General features: G+C 72.1%; 29 protein-coding genes. 15 read left to right on the top strand and 14 right to left on the bottom strand.

Annotated elements, in window-relative coordinates:
- Nucleotides 1-39: 39 nt before the first annotated feature.
- Nucleotides 40-663 carry a heme ABC exporter ATP-binding protein CcmA gene (gene ccmA, locus ABD292_RS02560; RefSeq protein ID WP_344204888.1) on the bottom strand — a complete coding sequence of 208 codons (624 nt, stop codon included), beginning with the start codon at nt 661-663 and terminating at the stop codon, nt 40-42.
- Between the two features lie 95 nt (nt 664-758).
- Here ccmA and ABD292_RS02555 point away from each other — a divergent pair, with 95 nt between their 5' ends.
- Complete coding sequence (locus ABD292_RS02555) at nt 759-1067, top strand: hypothetical protein (RefSeq protein ID WP_344204886.1); 309 nt, start codon at nt 759-761, stop codon at nt 1065-1067.
- Here the strand turns inward: ABD292_RS02555 and ABD292_RS02550 are convergent.
- The 3 genes from ABD292_RS02550 to ABD292_RS02540 all read right to left on the bottom strand — a co-directional run bounded on the left by ABD292_RS02550 (nt 1042) and on the right by ABD292_RS02540 (nt 3884).
- Nucleotides 1042-1608, bottom strand: coding sequence for a GerMN domain-containing protein (locus ABD292_RS02550; protein ID WP_344204885.1), 567 nt, complete (start codon nt 1606-1608; stop codon nt 1042-1044). The genes ABD292_RS02555 and ABD292_RS02550 overlap by 26 nt on opposite strands.
- A 115-nt stretch (nt 1609-1723) precedes the next feature.
- Nucleotides 1724-3202: an ATP-binding protein gene (locus ABD292_RS02545; RefSeq protein WP_344204883.1), complete on the bottom strand. Its 1479-nt coding sequence runs from the start codon at nt 3200-3202 to the stop codon at nt 1724-1726.
- Nucleotides 3203-3209: 7 nt separating this feature from the next.
- Nucleotides 3210-3884, bottom strand: coding sequence for a response regulator (locus tag ABD292_RS02540; protein ID WP_344204881.1), 675 nt, complete (start codon nt 3882-3884; stop codon nt 3210-3212).
- A 203-nt stretch (nt 3885-4087) separates the two neighbouring features.
- On the opposite strand from ABD292_RS02540, the gene vanY-N reads away from it, so the two are divergent.
- Nucleotides 4088-4648, top strand: a complete 561-nt coding sequence (gene vanY-N, locus ABD292_RS02535) for a D,D-peptidase/D,D-carboxypeptidase VanY-N (protein ID WP_344204879.1) — start codon at nt 4088-4090, stop codon at nt 4646-4648.
- Here the strand turns inward: vanY-N and ABD292_RS02530 are convergent.
- Genes ABD292_RS02530 through ABD292_RS02520 form a run of 3 tightly spaced genes read right to left on the bottom strand, consistent with a single transcriptional unit; the run spans nt 4645 to nt 7687 of the window.
- On the bottom strand, nt 4645-5337 hold the full coding sequence (locus ABD292_RS02530) for an aspartate/glutamate racemase family protein (protein ID WP_344204878.1): 693 nt from the start codon (nt 5335-5337) through the stop codon (nt 4645-4647). The genes vanY-N and ABD292_RS02530 overlap by 4 nt on opposite strands.
- 11 nt (nt 5338-5348) lie before the next feature.
- Nucleotides 5349-6734, bottom strand: coding sequence for a UDP-N-acetylmuramoyl-tripeptide--D-alanyl-D-alanine ligase (locus ABD292_RS02525; RefSeq protein WP_425564971.1), 1386 nt, complete (start codon nt 6732-6734; stop codon nt 5349-5351).
- Nucleotides 6731-7687 (bottom strand): D-alanine--D-alanine ligase family protein, encoded by a 957-nt coding sequence (locus tag ABD292_RS02520; RefSeq protein WP_344204877.1) that lies wholly within the window; start codon nt 7685-7687, stop codon nt 6731-6733. Before ABD292_RS02520 ends, ABD292_RS02525 begins: the two co-directional genes overlap by 4 nt.
- A 133-nt stretch (nt 7688-7820) precedes the next feature.
- On the opposite strand from ABD292_RS02520, the gene ABD292_RS02515 reads away from it, so the two are divergent.
- Entirely contained in the window at nt 7821-8495 is a 675-nt protein-coding gene (locus ABD292_RS02515) for an MOSC domain-containing protein (RefSeq protein ID WP_344204876.1), read from the top strand.
- 16 nt (nt 8496-8511) lie between these two features.
- Here the strand turns inward: ABD292_RS02515 and ABD292_RS02510 are convergent, their stop codons facing one another.
- The gene (locus tag ABD292_RS02510) at nt 8512-9765 is read right to left on the bottom strand and encodes a glycoside hydrolase family 18 protein (RefSeq protein ID WP_344204874.1); all 1254 of its coding nucleotides are present in this window, start codon (nt 9763-9765) and stop codon (nt 8512-8514) included.
- A 124-nt stretch (nt 9766-9889) separates the two neighbouring features.
- On the opposite strand from ABD292_RS02510, the gene hemW reads away from it, so the two are divergent.
- Complete coding sequence (gene hemW / locus ABD292_RS02505) at nt 9890-11110, top strand: radical SAM family heme chaperone HemW (RefSeq protein ID WP_344204873.1); 1221 nt, start codon at nt 9890-9892, stop codon at nt 11108-11110.
- Here hemW and ABD292_RS02500 read toward each other — a convergent pair.
- Genes ABD292_RS02500 through ABD292_RS02490 form a run of 3 tightly spaced genes read right to left on the bottom strand, consistent with a single transcriptional unit; the run spans nt 11107 to nt 13223 of the window.
- On the bottom strand, nt 11107-11865 hold the full coding sequence (locus tag ABD292_RS02500) for a DUF4870 domain-containing protein (RefSeq protein ID WP_344204872.1): 759 nt from the start codon (nt 11863-11865) through the stop codon (nt 11107-11109). The two genes, hemW and ABD292_RS02500, sit on opposite strands and share 4 nt — an antisense overlap.
- Entirely contained in the window at nt 11862-12671 is an 810-nt protein-coding gene (locus ABD292_RS02495) for a DUF3097 domain-containing protein (RefSeq protein ID WP_344204870.1), read from the bottom strand. The genes ABD292_RS02500 and ABD292_RS02495 overlap by 4 nt, the downstream gene beginning before the upstream one ends.
- Nucleotides 12672-12689: 18 nt before the next feature.
- Nucleotides 12690-13223, bottom strand: a complete 534-nt coding sequence (locus ABD292_RS02490; RefSeq protein WP_344204869.1) for a hypothetical protein — start codon at nt 13221-13223, stop codon at nt 12690-12692.
- A gap of 412 nt (nt 13224-13635) precedes the next feature.
- On the opposite strand from ABD292_RS02490, the gene hrcA reads away from it, so the two are divergent.
- Genes hrcA through ABD292_RS02475 form a run of 3 tightly spaced genes read left to right on the top strand, consistent with a single transcriptional unit; the run spans nt 13636 to nt 16527 of the window.
- Nucleotides 13636-14649 carry a heat-inducible transcriptional repressor HrcA gene (gene hrcA, locus ABD292_RS02485; protein WP_344204867.1) on the top strand — a complete coding sequence of 338 codons (1014 nt, stop codon included), beginning with the start codon at nt 13636-13638 and terminating at the stop codon, nt 14647-14649.
- 11 nt (nt 14650-14660) lie between these two features.
- Nucleotides 14661-15797 (top strand): molecular chaperone DnaJ, encoded by a 1137-nt coding sequence (gene dnaJ, locus ABD292_RS02480; RefSeq protein WP_344204866.1) that lies wholly within the window; start codon nt 14661-14663, stop codon nt 15795-15797.
- A 1-nt stretch (nt 15798) separates the two neighbouring features.
- The gene (locus ABD292_RS02475) at nt 15799-16527 is read left to right on the top strand and encodes a 16S rRNA (uracil(1498)-N(3))-methyltransferase (RefSeq protein ID WP_344204865.1); all 729 of its coding nucleotides are present in this window, start codon (nt 15799-15801) and stop codon (nt 16525-16527) included.
- 21 nt (nt 16528-16548) lie between these two features.
- On the opposite strand, the gene ABD292_RS02470 is transcribed toward ABD292_RS02475, so the two are convergent.
- On the bottom strand, nt 16549-17190 hold the full coding sequence (locus ABD292_RS02470) for a hypothetical protein (protein WP_344204864.1): 642 nt from the start codon (nt 17188-17190) through the stop codon (nt 16549-16551).
- Nucleotides 17187-17699 carry a SigE family RNA polymerase sigma factor gene (locus tag ABD292_RS02465; RefSeq protein WP_033408433.1) on the bottom strand — a complete coding sequence of 171 codons (513 nt, stop codon included), beginning with the start codon at nt 17697-17699 and terminating at the stop codon, nt 17187-17189. The genes ABD292_RS02470 and ABD292_RS02465 overlap by 4 nt, the downstream gene beginning before the upstream one ends.
- A 278-nt stretch (nt 17700-17977) precedes the next feature.
- On the opposite strand from ABD292_RS02465, the gene ABD292_RS02460 reads away from it, so the two are divergent.
- The 8 genes from ABD292_RS02460 to era all read left to right on the top strand — a co-directional run bounded on the left by ABD292_RS02460 (nt 17978) and on the right by era (nt 23975).
- Complete coding sequence (locus ABD292_RS02460; protein ID WP_344204863.1) at nt 17978-18322, top strand: histidine triad nucleotide-binding protein; 345 nt, start codon at nt 17978-17980, stop codon at nt 18320-18322.
- A 140-nt stretch (nt 18323-18462) separates the two neighbouring features.
- Nucleotides 18463-19503 carry a PhoH family protein gene (locus ABD292_RS02455; protein ID WP_344204862.1) on the top strand — a complete coding sequence of 347 codons (1041 nt, stop codon included), beginning with the start codon at nt 18463-18465 and terminating at the stop codon, nt 19501-19503.
- Entirely contained in the window at nt 19500-19976 is a 477-nt protein-coding gene (gene ybeY, locus ABD292_RS02450) for an rRNA maturation RNase YbeY (RefSeq protein ID WP_344204861.1), read from the top strand. The genes ABD292_RS02455 and ybeY overlap by 4 nt, the downstream gene beginning before the upstream one ends.
- Nucleotides 19973-21277, top strand: a complete 1305-nt coding sequence (locus ABD292_RS02445; RefSeq protein ID WP_329582853.1) for a hemolysin family protein — start codon at nt 19973-19975, stop codon at nt 21275-21277. The genes ybeY and ABD292_RS02445 overlap by 4 nt, the downstream gene beginning before the upstream one ends.
- A 295-nt stretch (nt 21278-21572) precedes the next feature.
- Nucleotides 21573-22229: a hypothetical protein gene (locus tag ABD292_RS02440; RefSeq protein WP_344204860.1), complete on the top strand. Its 657-nt coding sequence runs from the start codon at nt 21573-21575 to the stop codon at nt 22227-22229.
- Between the two features lie 24 nt (nt 22230-22253).
- Complete coding sequence (locus ABD292_RS02435) at nt 22254-22571, top strand: cytidine deaminase (protein ID WP_344204859.1); 318 nt, start codon at nt 22254-22256, stop codon at nt 22569-22571.
- A 1-nt stretch (nt 22572) separates the two neighbouring features.
- A complete protein-coding gene (locus ABD292_RS02430; RefSeq protein WP_344204858.1) occupies nt 22573-23052 on the top strand; it encodes an NUDIX domain-containing protein in 480 nt (159 codons plus the stop codon).
- Between the two features lie 14 nt (nt 23053-23066).
- Nucleotides 23067-23975, top strand: coding sequence for a GTPase Era (gene era, locus ABD292_RS02425; protein ID WP_344204857.1), 909 nt, complete (start codon nt 23067-23069; stop codon nt 23973-23975).
- Nucleotides 23976-23979: 4 nt separating this feature from the next.
- Here the strand turns inward: era and ABD292_RS02420 are convergent, their stop codons facing one another.
- Complete coding sequence (locus ABD292_RS02420) at nt 23980-24456, bottom strand: hypothetical protein (protein ID WP_344204856.1); 477 nt, start codon at nt 24454-24456, stop codon at nt 23980-23982.
- Nucleotide 24457 lies beyond the last annotated feature (1 nt).

The following is a 24457-nucleotide window of genomic DNA, read 5'->3' as shown; positions in this document are numbered from 1 at the left end:
CACCAGCACCGGCACCAGCACCGACGCCGCCACCCCCGCTCACGCCGCCATCCCCGCCGGTGAGATCAGCCGCCCGTGCGCGGCCAGGCCGGAATCGTGCGTGGCCATGACCACGGTGCCGCCTTCGTCCCGGTACGCCGTCAGCAACTCCGCCAGGCGCAGCCGGAACCCGAGGTCCAGGCCGCGTTCCGGCTCGTCCAGCAGCAGCACGCTGCTCGGTCTCAGCAGCGTGGCCGCCAGCGCGAGCCGCTGCCGCTGCCCGGTGGACAGGTTGAGCGGCGCCGCGTCCGCCCGCTCCACCAGGTCGAACACCTCCAGCGCCGTCCCGGCGTCCATCCGGGCACACGGATGCACGGCCGCCATCAGCTCCAGATGCTCGCCCGCCGTCAGCCCCGGGTACCAGGCGGGCTCGTCGCCGAGATGCGCCACCCTGCGCCAGAACGCCGCGTCGTCCACCGGCGGGGCCCCGAACACGTGTACCTCGCCGCCCGAGACCGGCTGGAGCCCGGCGAGGGTGCGGAGCAACGTCGACTTGCCGGAGCCGTTCGGGCCCACGACCGCGACGATCTCGCCTGGTGACACGGTCAGTGTGAGCTCGCGCAGCACGGGGTTGCCGCCGAGCTCGACCGTGAGGTTCTCGACACTGATGATCGGCTCGTCCACCGTTCGAGCCTAGCCAGATCCCCGTGCGCACAGGCGATTCTGTCGGTGCCGTCGTCTACCTTCTGTTCCGAACACCTGTGCGACTGGAGGTCGGCATGATTGCTTCTGAGCGCTTCGAGCGTGCTGCGGTGCTGGGGGTCGCTGTGGCGGAGGAGGCCAGGCGGCTGCTGAGCCGGCATCTCGACCCTGCGGCGAGCGAGGAGGGGGCGGACGGCACCGTGCTGGTCGACGTGCCCTATCCCGACGCCGCAGTGGTCACGGCCCTGCTCGACGTGGCGGCCGAGTGTTTCGGCGAGCGGGGCGGCTCGGTCGAGGAGACGCGGCAGGCGGCGTTGGAGACCTTGTTACAGCTCGCCGGGTTCGACGACGAGTCGCAGCTCAACTCGGGCGGGGGGATGCGGTAGAAGGCGGCCGTCTCGGCCCGTCCGCAACGTCAGGAGGGGAGGACGGGCAAGTCCGGGGGCCGATGCTCTCGCCGGCGCCGACCACGGTGACCTGTGCGGAGCTGCCCCGCATCGTGGCAGCGGCTGTGCAGACGATCTGGTCGACGGCCGGCGCCGACAGCTCACCGGCCGGAGCGGACAGGGTCACCACCAGCTGGCCGGCCGGGCCGGCGGTCAGCGAGAACGGGCCGGCGTCGGGCGGGACCTCGGAGGTGAGCCCGTGCGCCTGTTCCCTCGGCGTGGGGCCGGCCGCCAGCAGCGCGAGCGTGTCCGCCGGGGTCAGCCGCCCGTCGGGCCGTGCCACCACGCTGAGCCGCCCGTCCTTGACCAGGTAGAGGGTGACCGTCGTGGCATGCTGGACGGGCCCGCTCGGCGGATCACCGGCGAGGATGACATCGCTGGGCCGCACGCCACACCCCGCCACGGCGACAAGCGCGACGAAGCCCACGACGAGCCCGACGAAGTCCGCAGCGAACACGCGACGGGCGAACCGAGTCCTCACACCGAACCTCCGTCGGGGTTGCCTGCTTGGCTGGGCGAGGCGGTGAACCGGGTCCTCACGCCGGATCTCCGTGCGAGTGTGAGGTGCGGTGGGGTGGAAGCGGTGAACCGGGTCCTCATGCCGGGTCCTCCTCCGGATCGGAGGATCGGCGGGGCAGGCGCAAGGTGAAGAGGGCGCCTCCGTCCTCGGCGTTGGTGACGGTGATGTCCCCCTGGTGCAGGCGGGCGTTCTCGCGGGCGATGGCCAGGCCGAGGCCGTTGCCCTCGGACCTGGTCCTGGCCGCGCCGGCCTTGTAGAAGCGGCCGAACACGTGCGGCAGCACCGCGTCGTCCAGCCCCGGCCCGTGGTCGCGGACCTGCAGTTCGATCCACTCCGGGTCGGCGGACAGGCGCACCGACACCGGTGGCTCGCCGTGCCGCAAAGCGTTGCCGACCAGGTTGGCGAGGATGACGTCCACCCGGCGCGGGTCCAGCCGGGCCGTCACCCCGGACGGCAGCTCGGCCTCCACCCGATCCGGCCAGCCCCGGGCACGCAGGGTCGCGTGCACCAGCTCGGCCACGTCGATGTCGTTCAGCGCGAGGGCCGCGACGCCGGCGTCGAACCGGCTGACCTCGATCAGGTCGTTCACCAGGCCGGTGAGGTTGTGCGTCTCCTGGCTGACCAGCCGGGCGGCCCTGGCGGCGGGGTCGGGCAGCCGGGCCGCCTCCTCGTCGAGGACGTCGGCGACCGCGGCGAGCGCGGCCAGCGGGGTGCGCAGCTCGTGGGACACGTCGGCCACGAACCGGCGGGCGTCGGCCTCCATCGCACGCAGCTGCTCGACGTGCCGTTCCAGCTCGGCGGCGGTGTTGTTGAACGTACGCGCCACGTCGGCCAGCTCGTCGGAGCCGCGGACCTCGATCCTGGTCCGCAGGTCGCCCTCGCCCAGCAGGCGCGCCGCCCGGCCCAGTTCGCGTACCGGGCCCAGCACGCCGCGGGTGGCCAGCGACGCGAGGACGACCGCGAACGCCAGCGCCGCCCCTCCGGTGAGCCAGGCGCGGGTGGCGAGCTCGTCGATGCTGCGCTGTTCGGCGAGCAGGCTGCGCGCGACGTAGACCTCGATGCCGGACGGCTGCGCCGGCCGGCCCCGTTCGGTGACCAGCAGCGGCATGCCGACGATCAGCCAGGGTGAGCCCTGCCACGCCACCCGCTGCCACGCGGTACGGCCGCCGGCCACCGTCCGCCGCATCTCCGGCGAGATCACCGAGAGAGCCTGCACCCGAGCCTCCGGCCCCGGGCCTTCGTGCCCCGGCGCCGGTGGCTGGGGAGGGCGGACCGGCGCGTACCGCTCGCCGTAGACGGCGACCGAGAAGTCGGACTGGGCGGCCGCGGCGATCTCGGCGAGCTCCTCCTGGTCCGGCGTGGCGGTCGGCAGCGGGTAGAGCGCCTGCAGGCGGCTGGTCAGCGCCTGCACCGCGGCGTCCTGGGTCCGCTTCAGGATGGCGTTGCGGGCCTGGACGTAGCTCCCGCCGGCCACCGCCGCCGCGGTGACCACGCACAGCAGCGCGAACGCGAACAGCAGCCGGGCCCGCAGCCCCAGGCTCGGTCGAGGCGCCACCGCGGGCTCACACCGGCCCGAACCGGTAGCCGAACCCGCGCACCGTCTGCACGTAGACGGGTGCCGCCGAGTCGTCCTCGATCTTCGCGCGCAACCGCTGCACGCACGCGTCCACCAGCCGCGAGTCGCCGAAGTAGCCGTGCTCCCACACCGACTCCAGCAGCTGCTGGCGGCTGTGCACCCGGCCGGGCGTGCTGGAGAGCACGAGCAGCAGGCGCAGCTCGGTCGGGGCGAGGCTGACCGGCACGCCGCGCTTACCGACCACCAGCCCGGCCCGGTCGATGGTCAGGTCGCCGTGCCGTTCGAGCTCGGCCTGCTCGCGGCCGATCCGCCGCAGCACCGCGCGGATGCGGGCCTCCAGCACCCTGGGCTGCGCGGGCTTGACCACGTAGTCGTCGGCGCCCGACTCCAGCCCGGCCACCACGTCCATGTCGTCGCCGCGCGCGGTCAGCATGATGATCGGCACGTTCCCGGTGGCCCTGATGCGGCGGCAGACCTCGAACCCGTCCATGCCGGGCAGCATCAGGTCGAGCACGACGACGTCGGGGACGTCCGCGCGCAGCCGGTCCAGCCCCTGCTCGCCGGACTCCACCGCGCGCACCCGGTGCCCGTGCCGGGACAGCGCCAGCTCAAGGCCCTCCCGCACGGCCGGGTCGTCCTCGATGAGCAGTATTCGCGACATGCCCCCGGGTTTCACCGCACACTCCGTAACTCGCCCGTCGGTCGACCCCAACCACTGTCGGCCGGTCGTGTCCTCGTCCCGTCAGCGCCATGTCATGGTTGTGTCACGGTCGCACGAGCGGGGGTCCCCGTCGACGAACGCGTCGACGAACGGTGACATACGGCTGACGACGCGCGCACATTCGGCGCCAATCGTAGTTCGCCATGAACGAACCACGCACCATCCCACCTCGGCCCCGGGACCGGCTGTACGCCGCCGTCACGCTGGTGCTCGCCGTGCTGCTGCTGCCCGTGGCGTTCGTCCGCCGTCCTGGCCGCGCCCGCGAGCTGGCCTGCGGCTGGGTGCTGGCGATGCGTTTCCCCGCCGAGGACCTGACCGGGCTCACCGAGGGCGCAAGGGCGGCGTTCACCGCGGCGCGCACCGAGGCGCTCTGGCGGCACCGCCAGCTCATCGGCCTCACCTCGGGCTATCGCGACCCCGCCGTCCAGCAGCGGATGTTCGACGAGGAGGTCCGCCGCTCCGGCTCTCCGGCCTCGGCACGCATGCTCGTGCTGCCGCCGGCGGAGTCCGGCCACGTGAAGGGCGTCGCGCTGGACGTCCGTCCCCATGAGGGCGCGCGGTGGCTGGAGGAACACGGCGCCCGCTACGACCTCTACCGCCTGTACGACAACGAATGGTGGCACTTCGAGCACCGCCCGGAGTGCGGCGGCACGCCCCCACCACGACGGCCCCATCCGGGCGCGGGCCACGTCATCGGGAACTAGCCGCTCAGGGCGAAGCCGGCCGCGGCCTCCGCGTGCAGCCGCGCGCTCGGCAGCAGCGGAACCGGGGTGTCCTTCTCGGTGATCAGGAGCTCGATCTCCGTGCAGCCGAGGATGACACCCTCCGCTCCGCGGTCCGCGAGGCCGGCGATGATCCGGGCGAACGCGTCCCTGGACGATTCCCTGAGCACCCCGCGCACCAGCTCGTCGAAGATCACGCGATGGACCAGCTCCCGCTGCTCCCGCGGCGGGACGACCACGTCGAAGCCGTGGGCGGCCAGCCGGTCCCGGTAGAAGGGCTGCTCCATGGTGAAGCGGGTGCCCAGCAGGCCGACCCTGCGCATCCCCCTGGCCCGGACCTCGGCGCCCACGACGTCGGCGATGTGCAGCACGGGCACGCTCGCGGCGCGTGCCACGTCGTCGCTCACCCGGCTGAAGGTGTTGCTGCAGACGAGCAGGACGCCGGCGCCGAGGCTCTGCAGTTTCCGGCCGGCGTCGGCCAGCAGCGCGCTCACCTCGTCCCAGCGGTCGGCGAAGATGAGGTCCTCGACGGTCGTGTAGTCGACCGACCAGATGAGGCTGTCGGCGGAATGGCTGCCGCCGAGCCGCTCGCGTACCCGCTGGTTGATGATCTGGTAGTAGATCACTGTCGACTCCCAGCTCAACCCGCCGATGAGGCCGATGGCGCGCATGGAACTCCGTTTCACTGGTTTGCGGTGGCGAGGGCCCTGGCGCAGGCGCCGAGCCCGTACTCGCTGGAGGCCTTGACGAACACCACGTCGCCCGGTTCGAGGAGGGCGGTGGCCAGCTCGATCGCCTCTTTCACGTCTTCGACGGCGTGGACGGCCACGCCCCGGCCCGAGGACCGCGCAGCCTCCGCCGTCGCGAGCGGATCGCCCGTGCCGACCGTGATCAGCACGTCGAAGCGGAGGCCGGCGACGAGCCGGCCCACCTCCGCGTGCCGGGCGCGGGAGGCGTCCGCCTGCTGCCCCATCCCGCCGAGGACGGCGACGGTACGGCGGACGCCGGCCAGGGCCTTGGCCGCGCGCAGCCCGGCCCGCATGGACTCGGGGTTGGCGTTGTAGGCGTCGTCGACGACGGTGACGCCGTCGGGTCGTTCCGTGATCTGCAGCCGGCCCGCGGAGCGCCGCCGGGCGGCGGTCAGCCCGTCCGCGATCTCGGCGGCGTCCAGACCGAGCGCGGTGGCGACGGCGGCCGCGGCCAGGGCGTTGCTCACCTGGTGCTCGCCGATGAAGTCGAGCGCGACCGGAGCGCGGCCGGAGGGCGTCACCAGCTCGAACGCCGTCCGCGCCCGCTCGTCCATCCGCACGCGTTCGGCGCGCACCCGCGCCCGCGGCGACCTGCCGTACAGCAGGATCTGGGCCTCGGTGCGGGCGGCCATGCCCAGCACGTACGGATCGTCGGCGTTGAGCAGCGCGTGCCCGTCCGCGGGCAGCGCCTCGACCAGCTCGCCCTTCGCCTCGGCCACGTCGGCCCGCCCGGTCCCCATCCGTTCCAGGTGCGCGGTGCCGACGTTGAGCACCAGCCCGACGCGGGGCGGCGCGATCCCGGTCAGGTACGTCAGATCGCCCTTCCTGCTCGCGCCCATCTCCAGCACCAGGTGGCGGGTGGCGGCGTCGGCACGCAGCACGGTGAGCGGCAGCCCGAGCTCGTTGTTGTACGACCGGTCGGTGGCGACCGTGGCCGCGTGCCGTTCGAGCACCTGGGCCAGCAGGTCCTTGGTGGTGGTCTTGCCCACGGAGCCGGTGAGGCCGATCACGGTCGGGCTGATGCGCCGGAGCAGCTGCCTGGCCAGCAGGCCGAGCGCGAGCCGCACGTCGGCCACCACGAGGGCGGGCACGCCGACGGGCCGCGCGGCCAGCACGGCCACGGCCCCGGCCGCGACGGCGGCGGCCGCGTGGTCGTGACCGTCGGTCCGGGCGCCGGCCGTCGCGGCGAACAGCCCACCGGGCGCCACCTCGCGGGAGTCGACCGCCGCGGGCGCCGTCACCAGCGCCCCGGGGTCGGGCACGTCGTGCGGGCTCGCGCCGCAGGCCCGCGCGATCTCGTCCAGCGTCATCGGGATCACGAGCCGCTCCTCGCGAACGCGAGGTCGATGAGGCGGCGCAGCAGCTCCGGGTACGGGACGCCGCTCGCCGCCCAGGCCCTGGCGTAGACGGACCGGGAGGTGAAGCCGGGCATGGTGTTGATCTCCAGCACGTACAGGCGTCCCGTGTCCTCCTCGTGGAGGAAGTCGACCCGGGCCAGGCCGTAGCCGCCGATCGCGCGGAAGGCGCGCAGGGCCAGCTCGCGCACCTCCCCGGCCACCCGCCCTGTCAGGACGGCGGGGATGGTGGCGATCTCGGCCCCGCTGAGGTATTTGGCCTCGTAGTCGAGCCAGTCGCCGGGCACGATGAGCTCGCCCGGCACCGAGACGTCCGGGTTGTCGTGGCCGCCGAGGACGCCGCAGATCAGCTCGCGCGCGGTCACGCCCTGCTCGACGACGACCGTCCGGCCGTGGGCCAGCGCCAGCTCCACGCCCGCGCGCAGCTCCGCCATGCCGGTGACGCGGGAGATGCCGATGGAGGAGCCCAGGCCGGCCGGTTTGACGTACATCGGCCAGTCGAGCGGCTTCACCAGCTCCCCGTGGTCGGTGGCGGTGCGCCATTCGTGCGCGCTGAACCACACGTACGGGGTGACCGGGATGTCCTCGGCCAGGAACGCGCGCCGCATCGCGACCTTGTCCATGGCCACGGCCGAGGCCAGGACGCCGCACCCCACGTACGGGATGCCCAGCGTCTCCAGGTGCCCCTGGACCACGCCGTCCTCGCCGAACGGGCCGTGCAGCACGGGGAAGACCACGTCCGCCACGTCGCGCCGCAGGTCCACCGGCCATCCGCCGTCGCGGCCGATGATGACGGGGACGGGCTCGTACCGATCCCTCGGCAGGGCGGCGAGCACGGACTGCGCCGATTGCAGGGACACCTCGTGCTCGGCGGACGGGCCGCCCGCCAGCACGGCCACACGTATGCGTCGGGCCACGATCGATCAGCCTTTCTCGGCAGCGGGACAGGGCCCCACCACTGTCGGCTGATCATGTCCGCGCCTCGTCAGCGCCCTGTCATCGTTGTGTCACGGACTCGCTCGCGACAGGAAGCTCGGCTACCGTTCAGGAATGCGCATCATCTCGGTAAATGTCGGCGTCGCGGTGACGGCTGAGTGGTCGGGGAGGCTCGGACGGACCGCGATCGACAAGCAGCCCGCCGGGCACCGCGTCCCGGTGCTCCTCAACGGGCTCGCCGGCGACGAGCGCGCCGACCACAAGCACCACGGCTCCTCCGACCAGGCGGTCTACGCCTACGCCCGGGAGGACTACGACTGGTGGCAGGACCGGCTCGGGCGGGAGCTGCGCGACGGGCTCTTCGGCGAGAACCTCACCACGGCGGGGCTCGACGTCAACGGGGCCGTCATCGGCGAGCGGTGGCGGATCGGCGGCGCGCTGCTGGAGGTGACCAGGCCCCGGGTGCCGTGCGTGGTGTTCCGCAACTGGATGGACGAGCCGGCGTGGGTCAGGCGGTTCACCGAGGCGGGACGGCCGGGTGCGTATCTGCGGGTGATCGAGACCGGTGACGTGGGGGCGGGCGACGAGGTGGCGATCGTCGCACGGCCCGGGCACGGGGTGACGATCTCCGACTGGTTCCTGGCCCGCCACGGCGACGGGGACGCGCTGCGGCGCGTGCTGACGCTGCCGGGCCGCGACCCGCACTGGGACGAGCTGGCGGCGAGGACCCTGGGGACGCCGGTCCGGAGCGCCGGGCAGGACGAGCCCGCGGCGGCTCCGGCCGGCTGAGTCCCCGGCCGGGGTGTCAGCGGAGGACCGAGTACAACGCCGACGTCAGGGAGGCGCGCGAGTCGTCCTGGTCGATGGACCACATCATCGAGCCGCCCAGCCCCTTGAGCCGGATGTACGCCGCCTTCTGCACCAGCACCGCCGGATCGTCGTACGACCAGAACTCGTTGCCGTCGTACAGCCACATCGCGCCGGTCAGCAGGTCCCGGTAGCGCTTGCCCGGCTTGTTCACCAGGTCCTTGTAGTCCTCGTTGCCGGCGGCCCACTTGCCGGGCGCGGGGCCGGTGGCGGGCTTGTAGAGGCCGTCGCCGCCGCCGGTCACGCCGGTCCAGCCCTGGCCGTAGGCGGGCACGCCGATCACGAGCTTGCGGGCGGGCGCGCCCCGCGACAGGTAGTCGCGCACGGTCTGGTCGACGCTGTACCTGACGGGGTTCGGGTCGCGGCGGTCGGTGAGGAGGTTGCCGTTGTGCCCGGTCTGCGGCTCCCAGGTGCCGTGCAGGTCGTAGCCCTGGACGGTGGCGAAGTCGAGCTGCTTGAAGACGCGGCGCACCTCGTACCCGGCGTCGATCTTGGCGGCGGCGGCCGGCAGGAAGGCGCTGAGCTCGGCGTCGCGGGCGTAGGCGTCGAGCTGCCCGCGCAGCTCCTCGACGAACAGCGTGAAGTTGCGCCTGTCCTCGGGCCGGATGACGTTCCCCTCGGCTCCGGCCGAGCCGGGCCACTCCCAGTCCAGGTCGATGCCGTCGAAGACGCCGGCGCCCGCGCCCGGCTCCAGCCCCGGCAGGTTGCCGCGCAGCCACAGGTCGACGCAGGACCGGGCGAGCTTCGCGCGCGAGTCGGCGGTGAGCACGGCGTCGGAGAAGTACTTGGACCCGGTCCAGCCGCCGAGCGAGATCAGCACCTTGAGCCCGGGGTGCTTGGCCTTGAGCTTGCGCAGCTGGTTGAGGTTGCCGTTGAGCGCCTGGCCGGGCGCGTCGGCCACGCCGTCCACGCTCTGCTCGGCCGGCACCGGACGCTGCCAGTCGGCCCACGGGTCCGCCGAGTAGCAGGAGCCCCCGGCGTCGACGAAGCCGAACGCGTAGTTGAGGTGGGTGAGCTTGGCGGCGGCGCCGCTGACGTCCACGTCCCTGACGTGGTAGTCGCGGCCGTAGACACCCCATTGGATGAAGTACGCGACCCGCTTGAAGCCGCTGCGGGTCTGGGCCTCGGCGGGCGCGGAGACCGCCGTGAGTCCCAGTAAGAGCGAGAGCATGATCAGGGTCTTCTTCTTCACCGGGCGACTCCCGTCAACTCATAAGAAACTTTCCTATAAGTTGACGTGATGGTAGAGCCCGCGTACCAGGGCGTCAACGATCCCGCAGGCGGGACCACCCCCTGACGACCGGCAGACTGGAAGGGTGCCATCCACCCTGCCCGACGGCGACCCCGCGCCCAGCACGGGCGAGCTGCCCGACAGCGCCCTGCGCGGCCTCGGCGAGCGGCCGTTCGGCTTCTACGTCCACGTGCCGTTCTGCGTGACCCGCTGCGGCTACTGCGACTTCAACACCTACACCGCCGCCGAGCTCGGCCCCGGCGCCTCCCAGCGCGACTACGCCGACACGGTCGTGGAGGAGGTGCGCCTCGCCAGGCGCGTCCTGGGCGAGCGCGAGCTGCCGGTGGACACCGTGTTCTTCGGCGGGGGCACCCCCACGCTGCTGCCGCCCGAGGATCTCGCGCGGATCCTCGCGGCGATCGACTCCGAGTTCGGGCTGCGGCCGGGGGCCGAGGTCACCACGGAGGCCAACCCCGAGTCCGTCGATCCCTCCTCGCTGGAGAAGCTGCGCCACGGCGGGTTCAACCGCATCAGCTTCGGCATGCAGAGCGCCCGCGAGCACGTGCTGCGCGTGCTCGACCGCAAGCACACGCCGGGACGCCCGGCGGCGGCCGTGCGCGAGGCCAGGGAGGCCGGGTTCGAGCACGTCAACCTCGACCTCATCTACAGCACGCCGGGGGAGTCCGACGACGACTGGCGGGCCTCGCTGGCCGCCGCGATCGAGGCCGGGCCCGACCACGTGTCGGCCTACTCGCTCATCGTCGAGGACGGCACCAGGCTCGCCGCCCGCATCCGGCGCGGCGAGCTGCCCCTGCCCGACGACGACGTGGCCGCCGACCGCTACCTCATCGCCGACGAACTACTGGCCGAGGCGGGCTTCCACTGGTACGAGGTGTCCAACTGGGCGACCTCCGAGCAGGCCCGCTGCCGGCACAACCTGCTCTACTGGACCGGCGGCGACTGGTGGGCCGCCGGGCCCGGCGCGCACAGCCACGTGGGCGGCACCCGCTGGTGGAACGTCAAGCATCCCGCCGCCTACGCCCAGCGCCTGGCCGCCGGCGTCTCGCCCGCCCACTCCCGTGAGGTCCTGGACGCGGACGACCGCGCGGCCGAACGCCTCATGCTGGAGCTGCGCCTGGTCACCGGCTACCCGCTCGGCGACGTGGCGCCGCGGGCGCGCCCGGTGGTGGCGGACGCGCTGGCGCGGGGGCTGCTGGAGCCCGAGCCGTTCAAGGCCGGGCTGATGGTGCTCACGCTGAGGGGGCGGCTGCTGGCCGACGCCCTCGTACGCGACCTGCTGGTCTAGGTGATCATCCGGATGGAGAGCGGGTAGCGGTAGCGCTGGCCCTTGTTCGTGGCCACGGCCGCCTGGATGTGGAAGATCAGCGACAGCACCCAGATCACCGGCAGCAGCAGGACGCCGATGAACACCACCGACAGGACGCCCGCCACCACGTAGCCGATGAACATCGTGATCTGGAAGTTCAGCGCCTCCGCCGCCTGGTCGCGGACGTAGGGGGACTGGTCACGCTTGATCAGGTAGATGATCAGCGGGCCGATCCAGGAGGCGAGCAGGCCGAGCAGGTGCGCCAGCATCGCCATCGTGGTGTCGTCGGTGCCGGGGCGGGGGCCGTGCATTCCTGGCACGTACGGGCCGCCGGGGGGCTTCGCGTAGCCGTAGCCGGGCGGGGGCTGCTGCTGGTAGCCGTAGCCGGGCTGCTGGCCGTAGCCGTAGCCCGGCTGTGACGGGGGCTGCTCGCCGTACCCGTAACCGGGCTGCTGACCGTACCCGTAGGCGGGCTGGGACGGGGGCTGCTGCCCGTACCCGTAGCCGGGCTGGGAGCCGGGCTGCTGCCCGTATCCGTAGCCGGGCTGGGAAGGGGGTTGCTGGCCGTATCCATAGCCGGGCTGGGAAGGGGGTTCCTGCCCGTACCCGTAACCGGGCTGGGAGGGCGGCTGCTGGCCGTAGCCGTAGCCCGGCTGCTGGGGGACGGCCGACGGCGGGACGTACCGGGTCGCGTCGTCGTCCGGCGGCGGGGCGTGGGGATCCTGGCTCATCATGTCTCCGTAACGAAGTCGATCAGTTCTTCGACCCGGCCGAGCAGTTCGGGCTCCAGGTCGGTGAAGGTCGAGACGGCGCCGAGGATGCGCCGCCAGGCGTCGGCCGGCTCCAGGCGCCAGCCCAGGGCGGCGATCACGCCCTCCTTCCACGGCACCCCGCGCGGCACCTCGGGCCAGGCGGGGATGCGCAGCACGGACGGCTTGACCGCCTGCCAGATGTCGACGAACGGATGCCCCACGACGAGCACGTCCGGCGAGGTGATCTCGGCGGCGATCCGGCTCTCCTTGGAGCCGGGGACGAGGTGGTCCACGAGGACCCCCAGCCGCCGCCCCGGTTCGGGGCCGAACTCGGCGACGATGTCCGGCAGGTGGTCCACGCCTTCGAGGTATTCGACCACGACCCCCTCGACCCGCAGGTCGTGGCCCCAGATCTTCTCCACGAGCGCGGCGTCGTGCACGCCCTCGACGTAGATGCGGCTCTCCCTGGCCACGCGGGCCCGCAGCCCTTCGACGGCGATGGAGCCCGACGCGCTGCGCCGGGGGCCTTCGGGGGCGGCGGCCGGCGCGGGGCGCACCAGGGTCACCGGCCTGCCCTCCAGGAGGAACGCGGCCGGCGCCAGCGGGAACAGCCGCCGCCTGCCGAACCGGTCCTCCAGCGTGACGGCCTCCTTGTCGCAGGCCACCACGGCGCCGCAGAAGCCGCTGTCGGCGTCCTCCACGACGAGATCCGGCTCGGCGGGCACCTTCGGAATCTTGCCCTTGCCGGGCCGCCGCCAGTTACCCGCCAGAACATCACCGTCGTACACAGGGGGGACCGTAGCAAATCACCCGGCGGCCGCAAGGCGCTTGCGCGCGGAGGAGCGGCGCACCAGGACCACGATGGTGGCGATGATCGCGAGCAGGATGCCCGCGCCGGGGATCGCGAGCAGCGCGACGACCCCGCCGACCACCCCGCCGGCGGCGGACGACAGCGGCTTGCCGACGCCGTACTTGACCGCGGCCGACTCCTCGTTGCTGCAGGTGAGCTGGTAGTCGCCCTTGGCGGGCGCGTTGACCACGAGGATCTGCTCCCACACGACGCCGTTGACCGTGACGGTCTGCGAGCCGCCGGTCTTGGCCAGCTTGGCCTGCCCCGATCCGCCGGCGATCTGGCACGAGTATGTGACCGGCGTGTCGGAGGAGAGGTAGACGGCGGGCTTGTCGGCCGGGTCCACGGTGACGGTGACGTTCTCCCCCGAGGCGAACGTCTTGGTGGGCGCGAGGTCGTTCACGCCGCCGGCGACGCCGTTCACGAAGAGCACGATGCCGAGGACGCCGCAGAGCACGGCCACGATCCAGGCGCCGCCGACCCACCACAAGCTGGGTTTGATGGCTTTGGAATCGATTCGTGGTGGGAACTGTGGTTGTTGGCCGTATTGTCCGTACTGAGGCGGCGGACCATACGGCTGTGGAGGCGTGCCGTATCCCGGCTGCCCACCGTATCCGGGCTGCGGCCCGTATGCGGGCTGGGAGCCGGGCTGCGGGCCGTATCCGGGCTGAGGCGGGAATGGCTGATGGTGGTACGGACCCTGTCCGGGCGGTGGCCCGTACGGGGGCTGTGCTTCGTCCGACATGTCCGCAAGTGTGAAGCCTGTCGCTTGTAAGACGCTAGCAAGAGGATGGGAGCCGGTGTCATCGCACCCTGTGGGCGAGAGCCGTACACTTGGCACTCGGGAACACAGAGTGCTAGGCACCGCGTTTTCCCTACGGGCAGAGGCAGGAGGTGAGCACGTGCTCGACGAACGGAAGCTGGCGGTGCTCCGCGCCATTGTCGAGGACTACGTGTCCACCAACGAACCGGTGGGCTCCAAGGCGCTGGCCGAGCGCCACAATCTGAAGGTCTCCCCGGCGACGGTCAGGAACGACATGGCCGCGCTGGAGGAGGAGGGCTACATCACCCAGCCGCACACGAGTGCGGGGCGGGTGCCGACGGACAAGGGCTACCGCCTGTTCGTCGACCGGCTCTCGCAGATCAAGCCGCTGTCCGGCGCCGAGCGCCGGGCGATCGAGACGTTCCTGGCCGGCGCCGTCGATCTGGACGACGTGGTGATGCGCACGGTGCGGCTGCTCGCGCAGCTCACCCGGCAGGTGGCCGTCGTGCAATACCCCACGCTCACCCGTTCGACCGTCCGGCACGTCGAGCTGGTGCCGCTGAGCGAGCGCCGCGTCATGCTGGTGCTCATCACCAACACCGGCCGCGTCGAGCAGCGCGTCGTCGAGCTGCCCGAGGCGCTGGAGGACACCCGCATCGCGCACCTGCGCGCGGTGCTCAACTCCGGCCTCGACGGCTGCCAGCTCAGCAGCGTTCCCGAGCTGGTCGCCGACCTGCCGGAGCGGCTGCCCGTGGAGGACCGGCCGGCCGCCGCCACGATCCTGTCCGTGCTGCTGGAGACCCTGGTGGAGCGGTACGACGAAAAGATCGTCTTCGCGGGTGCGGCCAACCTCGCCGGAGCGGACTTCTCCGTCGGCCTGCGCGACGTGCTGGAGGCGCTGGAGGAGCAGGTCGTGCTCATGCGGCTGCTCGGCGAGACCTCCCCCGACACCCCGTCCGCCCTCACCGTACGGATCGGCTCGGAAAACCCCTACCTCCAGGGCACATCCGTGGTCGCGACCGGATACGGTCTTGGCGACAACCAACTCGCCCGGCTCGGTGTGCTGGGTCCCACCAGGATGGACTATCCCGTGACGATGGGCGCCGTGCGCGCGGTGGCTCGCTACGTCAGCCAGATCCTGGCTGCATCATAAGAGGTCGATAAGTGGCAAACAGCGACTATTACGCCACCCTCGGGGTGCGGCGTGACGCGAGTCAGGACGAGATCAAGAAGGCATACCGCCGGCTCGCCCGCGAGTTGCACCCCGACGTGAACCCCGATCCTGACACCCAGGAGCGGTTCAAGGAGATCACGCAGGCCTACGAGGTGCTGTCCGACCCGAACAAGCGCCAGATGTACGACCTGGGGGGCGACTCCTCCTTCGCCGGCGCGGGAGCGGGCGCCGGGGGCTTCGGCGCCGGCTTCCCGTTCAGCGACATCATGGACGCCTTCTTCGGCACCGCCGCGGGCGCCCGTGGCCCGCGCTCGCGCGCCCGCCGGGGTCGCAACGCCACCATCCGGGTCGAGCTCGACCTGCGCGAGACGGCGTTCGGCACCACTCGTGAGCTGGTCGTCGACACGGCCGTGGTCTGCGAGGTCTGCCACGGCGCCGGCGCCTCGCCCGGCACCCACCCCGACACCTGCGACATGTGCAACGGGCGCGGCGAGATCTCCCAGGTCACCCGCTCGTTCCTGGGCCAGGTCATGACCTCGCGGCCGTGCCCGCAGTGCGGCGGCTTCGGCACCATCATCCGCCACCCCTGCCAGGAGTGCTCGGGCGACGGCCGGGTGCGCACCCGCCGCACCATCAAGGTCCGCATCCCGGCGGGCGTCGAGGACGGCACCCACATCCAGCTCGCCGGCGAGGGCGAGGTCGGCCCCGGCGGCGGCCCGCCCGGAGACCTGTTCCTGGAGATCGTCGAGCGCGCCCATGAGATCTTCGAGCGGCGCGGCGACGACCTCCACTGCACCGTCCAGCTCCCGATGACGGCCGCCGCGCTCGGCACGGTGCTCGCGGTCGAGACGCTCGACGGCACCGAGGAGGTCGACGTCCGGCCCGGCACGCAGTCCGGCCAGGTCATCACCATGTTCGGGCGGGGCGTGCAGCGCCTCAACGAGTCCGGCCGGGGCGACCTGCTCATCCACGTCAACGTCGAGACCCCCTCGAAGCTCGACACCCAGCAGGAGGACCTGCTGCGCGAGCTGGCCAGGCTGCGGGGCGAGGAGCGCCCGCCGGGCAAGTTCGCGCCGGGCCAGCAGGGTTTCTTCTCGCGCCTGCGCGACGCGTTCAACGGCAGGTGACGTGAGCGTTCCGGTGTTCATCGCCCCCGAGCTGGGCGACGGTCCGGAGCTGACGCTCGACGGCCCCGAGGGGCGCCACGCCGCCTCGGTGCGCCGTCTGCGGGCCGGCGAGCGGGTCGATCTCACCGACGGGGCCGGCCGGGTCGCCGAGTGCGTGGTGCGCGAGGCGTCCAAGGACGCGCTCGGCCTGGACGTGCTGCGCCGCTACGAGGTGCCGGCCCCGCGACCGCGGCTGACCGTGGTCCAGGGGCTGCCCAAGGGCGACCGGGGCGAGCTGGCCGTCGAGATGATGACCGAGGCCGGGGTGGACGTCATCGTCCCCTGGTCGGCCTCGCGCAGCATCGCCCAGTGGAAGGGCGACAAGGTCGCCAAGGGCCTCGGCCGCTGGCGTGCGACCGCGCGCGAGGCGGGCAAGCAGTCCCGCCGCTTCCACCTGCCCGAGGTGAGCGAGCCGGCCACCACCGCGCGGGTGGCGGAATTGCTGGCCGGGGCGGCGCTCGGGCTGGTGCTGCACGAGGAGGCGGCCGAGCCGCTGTCGAAGGTGGCGCTGCCGGCCGAGGGCGACATCGTGGTGGTCGTCGGGCCGGAGGGCGGCGTCTCGGACGAGGAGCTCGACCGGTTCAAGGCCGCGGGGGCGGCGCCGGCGCTGCTCGGGCCGACGGTGCTGCGCACGTCCACGGCGGGGGTGGCGGCGGCGGCCGTGCTGCTCACGCGCACGGGCCGGTGGTGAGCCGCCGGTCGACACCTGGTGCTAAGGGGTGGTGCCGCCGCCGGTCTCGATGAGCGGGGTGGCGATCTCGGCGGGGCTCTCGCTGATGCTGTCGGCCGGGCACTGCTCGGTGGGGCACGTCGAGGGCTGAGCGGCGGGGTCGGCCTCCGTGGGCGCCGGCGACGCCGACGTGGCCGGGCAGTCGTCGCCCGGGGTCGCGGCCACGGGCGGGCAGGTGGTGGTGGTCTCCGTACGCGGGGTCGGCGACGGCCGGCTCGTGGACCCGGCGGTCCTGGGCGGCTTGCTCGGCGACTCGGTGGTGGGCTCCGGCGGCACGACGACCGGGTTGTCCTGGCTGGGCGGAGGCGGGGGCGGCTGATGGGAGCGGGTGGTGGAGGAGTTGGACGGCACCCTGCCCGTGGTCTCCTGATCGACCACCGTGATCGGGCTCTCGTTGATCACCTTGGACCGCAGCTCGGGCACCACCATGACGATCGTGCCGGCCACCAGGACGGCGCTGGCCGCGGCCGCGCCGGCCCGCCACCAGAAGAGGTTGCGCACGCCGCGCCGCTCGATCCTGGCACGGATGATCTCCAGACCGTCCGGCGAGGGCACGACCGCGTCCGCCTCCGCGCGGAGCGCACGGCGCAGGAGGTCGCCGTGCTCGTCGGGGCGAAGGGTCATGACATTTTCTCCAGGACGGATCGCAACGCGGCCATGCCACGGGCGGTGTGGCTCTTGACCGCGCCCTTGCTGATGCCCATCGCGTGAGCGATCTCAGCTTCGGACAGATCACCGTAATACCGCAGAACCAGTGCTTCTCTCTGCCGGGTCGGGAGGGCTCGTAACGCCTCGATGACGGCGGACCGTTCCAGCTCGCCGATCGCGCCGTTCTCGGCGCTCGGCGCGTCGGGCAGGCCCTTGGGCGCGTATTTCTCGACGACGGCGCGGTGGCGCAGCACCGAACGCGAGCGGTTGACGACGGACTGACGGAGGTAGGCGAGTGCTTTGTCGGGGTCGCGCAGCCTGCGCCAGGCGCCGTGAATGGCGACGAACGCGTCCTGCACGACCTCCTCGGCGGTCGCGATGTCGCGCACCAGCAACACAGCGAGACGCACCAACGACCGAAAGTGCGCGCTGTAGAGCGCGGTAACGGCCATGTCGGCATCCCACTCGACCGGCACCGCCCCCATCGACCTGTCGGCCAGAAGGGTTTCGGTGGTCACATCAGTGGGACGCGCGGCCTTCCCAGTGGGTTTACGCTCTTCCGGTTCTTGAGGTTTCCCCGGTTCCTTAGGGTGCATTACCCAGTCGTGTCCTCGCCAGGTGGCGCTCGCCCGACCCTGAATCGTCTTTTTTGTTGAAGTGTCGCACACCCACCCTAACCGCGTTGATCTTCCCGCGCACGACACCGCCGATTACCGATTCGCAACGGACCGGCGGGCGGGAGGCGGGTCGGTATGGTGCTGCTGTGAAGGACTGCCTCTTCTGCAAAATCGTCGCCAAGGAGATTCCCGCCGAGATCGTCTACGAAACCGGCAGGACACTGGCGTTCCGCGACATCGACCCCAAGGCGCCGACCCACGTCCTGGTGATCCCCAAGGAGCACCACGCGGACGCGGCGGCGCTCGCCGAGGCCGACGACGGCCTGGCCGACGAGGTGCTGAAGACCGCGCACGCCGTGGCCGTGCTCGACCAGGTGGCCGAGCGCGGCTACCGCGTCGTCTTCAACACCGGACCCGCCGCCGGGCAGACCGTCTTCCACACGCACGCCCATGTCCTGGGCGGCCGCGACCTCACCTGGCCGCCCGGTTAGAGCCGCCCGGTTAGACCTGTTGTGGTGTCGAGAGGGGCCGGTGCGGTGATATTGACGCGAGCAAACCGCCTGGCCCCGGATACGATGGGCGGAGAAGAACTCCGCAAGAGACCGGGAGGCATCAGGCCACTGGCCTGCCCATGTCCGAACTACATGAATCCCGACGCACGGCACCTCCCTCGCGCACTCAAGCCAAGGTGCTGATTCCGGACGAATACCCGATGGTCAGCCTCCTCGGCTCCCGTGATGAGCTGCTTCGCGTCATCGAGGGCGCTTTCAAGGCCGACATCCACGTACGGGGCAACGAGATCACCGTCACCGGCAGCCCGGACGAGAGCGGCGTCGTCGTGCGCCTGTTCGAGGAGCTCGTCGAGGTGCTCCGCAGCGGCGGCGAGCTCACCCCCGACGCGGTCGAGCGCAGCATCGCCATGCTCCGCATGACCTCCGACCGTCCCGCCGAGGTGCTGTCGCTCGACATCCTGTCCTCGCGCGGCCGCACGATCAGGCCCAAGACCGTCAACCAGAAACGCTACGTCGACGCGATCGACAAGCACACGGTCGTCTTCGGCATCGGTCCCGCCGGCACCGGCAAGACCTACCTGGCCATGGCCAAGGCGGTCCGGGCGCTGCAGGAGAAGCGGGTCAACCGCATCATCCTGACCCGCCCGGCGGTCGAGGCCGGCGAGCGGCTCGGCTTCCTGCCCGGCACGCTCTACGAGAAGATCGACCCCTACCTGCGCCCGCTCTACGACGCGCTGCACGACATGGTCGACCCCGACTCCATCCCCAAGCTGATGGCCGCCGGGACGATCGAGGTCGCGCCGCTCGCCTACATGCGCGGCAGGACGCTCAACGACGCCTTCATCATCCTCGACGAGGCACAGAACTCCTCGGCCGAGCAGATGAAGATGTTCCTCACCCGGCTGGGGTTCAACTCCAAGATCGTGGTGACCGGTGACGTCACGCAGGTCGACCTGCCCTCGGGCACGGTCAGCGGGCTGCGGGTGGTCCAGGAGATCCTCGACGGGATCCCCGACATCCACTTCGCCCGCCTGTCCAGCGCCGACGTCGTCCGCCACAAGCTGGTGAGCGAGATCGTCGACGCCTACGGGCGCTACGACGCCTCGCAGGCGGCCCAGGAGCCCAAGGCCATCCAGCAGCGGGGGAAGCGCCGGCCATGAGCATCGAGATCAACAACGAGTCCGGCGTAGGCGTCGACGAGGAGAGCCTGGTCGCGCTGGCCACGCACGTGCTCGGCGAGATGGGCATCAACCCGCTCGCCGAGCTGTCCATCGTCGTGATCGACGAGAACGCCATGGCCGAGCTGCACGAGAAGTGGATGGGCGAGCCCGGCCCCACCGACGTGCTCGCCTTCCCGATGGACGAGCTGCGCCCCGGCGGCGGCGCGCGCGGCGACTCCGAGAGCCCGGCCGACCCGGCGCTCCTCGGCGACGTCGTGCTCTGCCCGCAGGTGGCCGCCCGGCAGGCCCAGGAGGCCGGCCACGCCACCGCCGACGAGCTCGAACTGCTGTGCACGCACGGCATCCTCCACCTGCTCGGCTACGACCACGCCGAGCCGGAGGAGCACAAGGAGATGTTCGGGCTCCAGGCGCAGCTCCTGGAGTCGTGGCAGGAGGTGCGCGACTCGCGGTGAACGTGCCCTGGTTGCTCCTGGCCGTCGCGCTCGTCATCATCGGTGGCCTGATCGCCAGTGCGGAGACCGCGCTGACGCGCATCTCCCGCGTGCGGGCCGAGGAGTTCGTCCGCGACGGCCGGCGGGGGGCGCGGCGGCTGCAGGCCATCGTGACCGACCCGCCGCGCTATCTCAACCTGCTGCTGCTGCTCCGGCTGAGCTGCGAGCTGGTGGCCACGGTCATCGCCACGCTGCTGTTCATCGACGTCATGGAGGACCAGGGCTGGGCGTACGTCTGGGCCGCGGTCGTGATGATCGTGATCAGCTACGTGGTGGTCGGGGTCATGCCCCGCACGCTGGGCCGCCAGCACGCCGAGCCGGTCGCGCTGGCCAGTGCGCCGGTCGTCTACGGGCTCACCCGCATCTTCGGCCCGCTGCCCAAGCTGCTCATCCTGCTCGGCAACGCGCTCACGCCCGGCAAGGGGTTCCGCGACGGCCCGTTCACCTCGGAGGCCGAGCTGCGTGACCTGGTCGACCTGGCCGAGGAGCGCCGGGTGATCGAGCCGGACGAGCGCGAGATGATCCACTCGGTGTTCGAGCTGGGCGACACGCTCGTGCGCGAGGTCATGGTGCCGCGCACCGACATGGTCTACATCGAGCGCGGCAAGACGATCAGCCAGGCGCTGTCGCTGGCGCTGCGCAGCGGCTTCTCCCGCATCCCGGTCGCGGGCGAGAACGAGGACGACGTCGTCGGCATCGCCTATCTCAAGGACATCGCCCGCAAGATCCACGAGTCGGGCGAGGGCGGCGGCAAGGAGCCGGTCGAGACGATCATGCGGCCGGCCGCGTACGTGCCGGAGAGCAAGCCCATCGACCAGCTCATGCGCGAGATGCAGGCCCGGCAGATCCACATCGCCATCGTCATCGACGAGTACGGCGGCACCGCCGGCCTGGTCACCATCGAGGACGTCCTGGAGGAGATCGTCGGCGAGATCACCGACGAGTACGACCAGGAGGCCCCCCGGGTCGAGCGGGTCCCCGACGGCGCCCTGCGGGTCACCGCCCGGATGCCGGTCGACGAGCTGGCCGAGCTGTTCGACACCGAGATCGAGGTCGACGACGTCGAGACCGTCGGCGGCCTGCTGGCCCACGCGCTCGGCCGGGTGCCCATCGCGGGCTCCCACGCGGAGGTGGCCGGGCTGTCGCTGACCGCCGAGACGCTGGCCGGCCGGCGCAACCGCATCAGCACCGTCGTCGTACGTCGCGTGGCCTCCCCCGAGGAGGACGAGGAGTCGGTCCCGGCGAACGCGGGGCAGGAGTAGGCGGGAAGGCCGCTCGCAAGCGATCTACAAGTTTTCTGCAAGCACCGTCGGGCACTCTGTGAATCACGACATCCAGTGCGGTGGGTGTCAAGGGGGAGGCGTCCGAACGCCGGGTGGGGTTCGCGGCGGGAGGACGACTCCAGGGGGGACGACAGCGTCCCGGCCGGGCGGCCGGCTGAGGCGCTGATCGGCGTAAAGGGTGTTCTTGTCCGGCATACCGGATGAGGACACCCTTTTTGCGTGTCGCCGAGATCCCCTCGTGAGCGCCCAGGGCATTTTCCGCGCTGGGGGAATCATGAGACGAAGACGGAGGACCGCCGCCACGGCCCTGCTCGCCTGGGCGCTCGCCGGAGTGCTCACGGGCGCGCTGGCGGGCTGCGGCGGCGGAGGCGGGGAGAGCTTCATCGACCCGCGCGCGATGGCGCAGCTGCGTGAGGCGCTCAGCAAGGAGCCGAGCCTGCCCGACGGCTTCACGGCCCGGCCCGACCAGGCGTGGCGGATGCCGTTCGGCCCGGCGCAGCGCAGTTGCCGCGCGCTGCTGGAGCCGGCCGCCGGGCACGCGCCCGGCCAGGCGCTCACCGCGCAGGCGGCGGTCAGCTACCAGGGCGACGGACTGGGGGAGCAGGCCGGGGTGGGCCTGGCCCGGTACGCCGGCGGGGAGGCCGGGGCGCACCTCGACGAGCTGGACAGGGCCCGCAGGGAGTGCCAGGTGGTGCGCACCTCGTCGGGGACCGACCTGTGGCTGAGCGAGCTGCCGCCGGAGGCCGCCGGGGACGACGCCGTCGGCGCGCGGCTGCAGGGGCGGCTGCACGGGTATCCGTACGCGCTGGACGTGGTCTTCTCCCGGGTGGGCGACACGCTCGTGTCGGTGGTGCACACGGGCATGAACGACGTGGACCCGGCACGCACCAGGCAGGTGGTCGAGGCGGCCATGGCGATGGCCGGCACCTGATCCGGGGCGCCTAATCTAGAGCGCGTGACTCTCGACCCTGAAGACAGCAAGATCATCACCTTGGCGCGGGCCGCGCGGGCGCGCAACGGCTCGGCCGAGGGCGCCGCGGTGCGCGATGAGACCGGGCGCACCTACTCGGCGACCGACGTCAAGCTGGCCGCGCTCTCGCTCTCGGCCGTGCAGGTCGCGGTGGCCATGGCCATCTCCAGCGGCGCGCGGTCCCTGGAGGCGGTCGCGGTGGTGACCGAGGGCGAGCCGGGCGACGCCGACCGGGCCGTGGCCGCCGAGCTGGGCGTGCCGACGCTGCTCGTGGCCGGCCCCGACGGCACGCTGCGGAGCTGACATGCCGATGTCCCCGTTCCTCGCCAGGCTGCGCGAGAAGGTGGGCGGCGACCTGCTCATGCTGCCCTCGGTGACCGGGTTCGTCTTCGACGGGACGGGGCGGCTGCTGGTGGCCAGGCACGGCGACGTGGGCCTGTGGGCGGCGCCCGGCGGCGGCGTCGACCCCGACGAGCGCCCCCAGGACGCCGTGGCGCGCGAGCTGCGCGAGGAGCTCGGCATCGAGATCGAGGTACGCGGCCTGGTCGGCGTCTACGGCGGCCCGGAGTTCCGCGTCCGCTACCCCAACGGCCACCAGGTCGGCTACGTCATCGCCGGCTACGCCTGCGTGATCGTCTCCGGCGATCCCGAGCCCGACGGCGACGAGATCAACGAGTGCCGGTGGGTGAGGGAGGAGGAGCTGGCCGGCCTCGACACCACCGCCTGGATGCCGCTGGCGGCGCCCGAGGCGTTCGCCTGGTGGCGTGAACACGCCCGCCGATAGGACAGAATGCAGAGGTGACCTCGCCAGACAGCCATCGCGCCGGATTCGCCTGCTTCGTGGGCAGGCCGAACGTCGGCAAGTCCACGCTGATGAACGCCCTGGTCGGCTCCAAGGTGGCGATCACCTCCTCCAAGCCGCAGACCACCAGGCGCGCCATCAGGGGCATCGTGCACCGTCCCGACGCCCAGCTCGTCATCGTGGACACCCCCGGCCTGCACCGCCCGCGCACGCTGCTCGGCGAGCGACTGGACAGCCTGGTGCTGTCCACGCTGACCGAGGTGGACGTGATCGGCTTCTGCGTGCCGGCCAACGAGCCGATCGGCAAGGGCGACCGGTTCATCGCCGACAAGCTGTCGGCGGTGAAGAAGACGCCGGTGGTGGCCGTGGTCACCAAGTGCGACCTGGCCTCGCGCGAGCAGATCGCCGAGCAGCTGCTCGCGGTGTCGCAGATCGCGGAGTTCGCCGACGTGGTGCCGGTCTCGGCGCAGTCCGGCGAGCAGCTCGACGTCGTCGGCGACGTGCTGATCAAGCACCTGCCGGAGTCGCCGCCGCTCTACGAGGACGGCACCCTCACCGACGAGCCCGAGCAGGTGCTGGTCGGCGAGCTGATCAGGGAGGCCGCGCTGGAGGGCGTACGCGACGAGCTGCCCCACTCCATCGCCGTGGTCGTCGACGAGATGCTGCCCCGCGAGGGGCGTGACGACCTGCTCGACATCTACGCCCACATGTTCGTCGAACGGCCCTCGCAGAAGGCCATCGTCATCGGGCACAAGGGCGAGCGGCTGCGCGAGGTGGGCACCAAGGCCCGCAAGCAGATCGAGGCGCTGCTCGGCACCCGCGTCTACCTCGACCTGCGCATCAGCGTGGCCAAGGACTGGCAGCGCGACCCCAAGCAGCTGCGCCGCCTCGGCTTCTACGACTGACCTGCTACGACTGGCCTGCGGGCCTGGCCCTCCTGACCAGCGCCAGGACCCCGAGCACGACGAGCGCGAGCGCGCAGGCCAGCGTGGCGAACCAGCCGGCCCTGATCACCGGCGTGACCGACAGCAGGCCGAGGTCCACCGAGAGCCGGTCCCGCACGCCGCCCCCCTGCAGCTGGAACATCAGGGTGGCGGCCACGGCCAGCCCGCCGGGCAGCACGGCCAGGGCGGCGAGGCGCGGATGCGCCAGCAGCCCGGCGAGCCCGCAGGCGAGCGCCGCCAGCCCGGCCAGCAGGGCATGGACGCCGAGCCCGTCGTCGATGCCGCGCACGTCGCCCGACACCCCGGCGCCGAGCACGCCGATCCTGGCCTCGACGCCGGCCCAGGGCAGGATCGCACAGAACACCAGGAGCGCCGCGACGACGGTCACGGCCAGCGGGTAGCCGCGGCCGGGGCGGCGGACGAGCTGCAGGTCTTCGGCCACA

The sequence above is a fragment of the Nonomuraea bangladeshensis genome, from assembly GCF_039529455.1.
GTDB lineage: Bacteria > Actinomycetota > Actinomycetes > Streptosporangiales > Streptosporangiaceae > Nonomuraea > Nonomuraea bangladeshensis.
This window is presented reverse-complemented; position numbering and strand designations above follow the sequence as displayed.

Coding starts and splice junctions, on each gene's coding strand:
- ABD292_RS02555 (WP_344204886.1), top strand. CDS start 759: ATGATTGCTTCTGAGCGCTTCGAGCGTGCTGCGGTGCTGGGGGTCGCT.
- ABD292_RS02540 (WP_344204881.1), bottom strand. CDS start 3,884: ATGTCGCGAATACTGCTCATCGAGGACGACCCGGCCGTGCGGGAGGGC.
- vanY-N (WP_344204879.1), top strand. CDS start 4,088: ATGAACGAACCACGCACCATCCCACCTCGGCCCCGGGACCGGCTGTAC.
- ABD292_RS02530 (WP_344204878.1), bottom strand. CDS start 5,337: ATGCGCGCCATCGGCCTCATCGGCGGGTTGAGCTGGGAGTCGACAGTG.
- ABD292_RS02515 (WP_344204876.1), top strand. CDS start 7,821: ATGCGCATCATCTCGGTAAATGTCGGCGTCGCGGTGACGGCTGAGTGG.
- ABD292_RS02500 (WP_344204872.1), bottom strand. CDS start 11,865: ATGATGAGCCAGGATCCCCACGCCCCGCCGCCGGACGACGACGCGACC.
- ABD292_RS02470 (WP_344204864.1), bottom strand. CDS start 17,190: ATGACCCTTCGCCCCGACGAGCACGGCGACCTCCTGCGCCGTGCGCTC.
- ABD292_RS02465 (WP_033408433.1), bottom strand. CDS start 17,699: ATGGGGGCGGTGCCGGTCGAGTGGGATGCCGACATGGCCGTTACCGCG.
- ABD292_RS02455 (WP_344204862.1), top strand. CDS start 18,463: ATGTCCGAACTACATGAATCCCGACGCACGGCACCTCCCTCGCGCACT.
- ybeY (WP_344204861.1), top strand. CDS start 19,500: ATGAGCATCGAGATCAACAACGAGTCCGGCGTAGGCGTCGACGAGGAG.
- ABD292_RS02440 (WP_344204860.1), top strand. CDS start 21,573: ATGAGACGAAGACGGAGGACCGCCGCCACGGCCCTGCTCGCCTGGGCG.
- ABD292_RS02430 (WP_344204858.1), top strand. CDS start 22,573: ATGCCGATGTCCCCGTTCCTCGCCAGGCTGCGCGAGAAGGTGGGCGGC.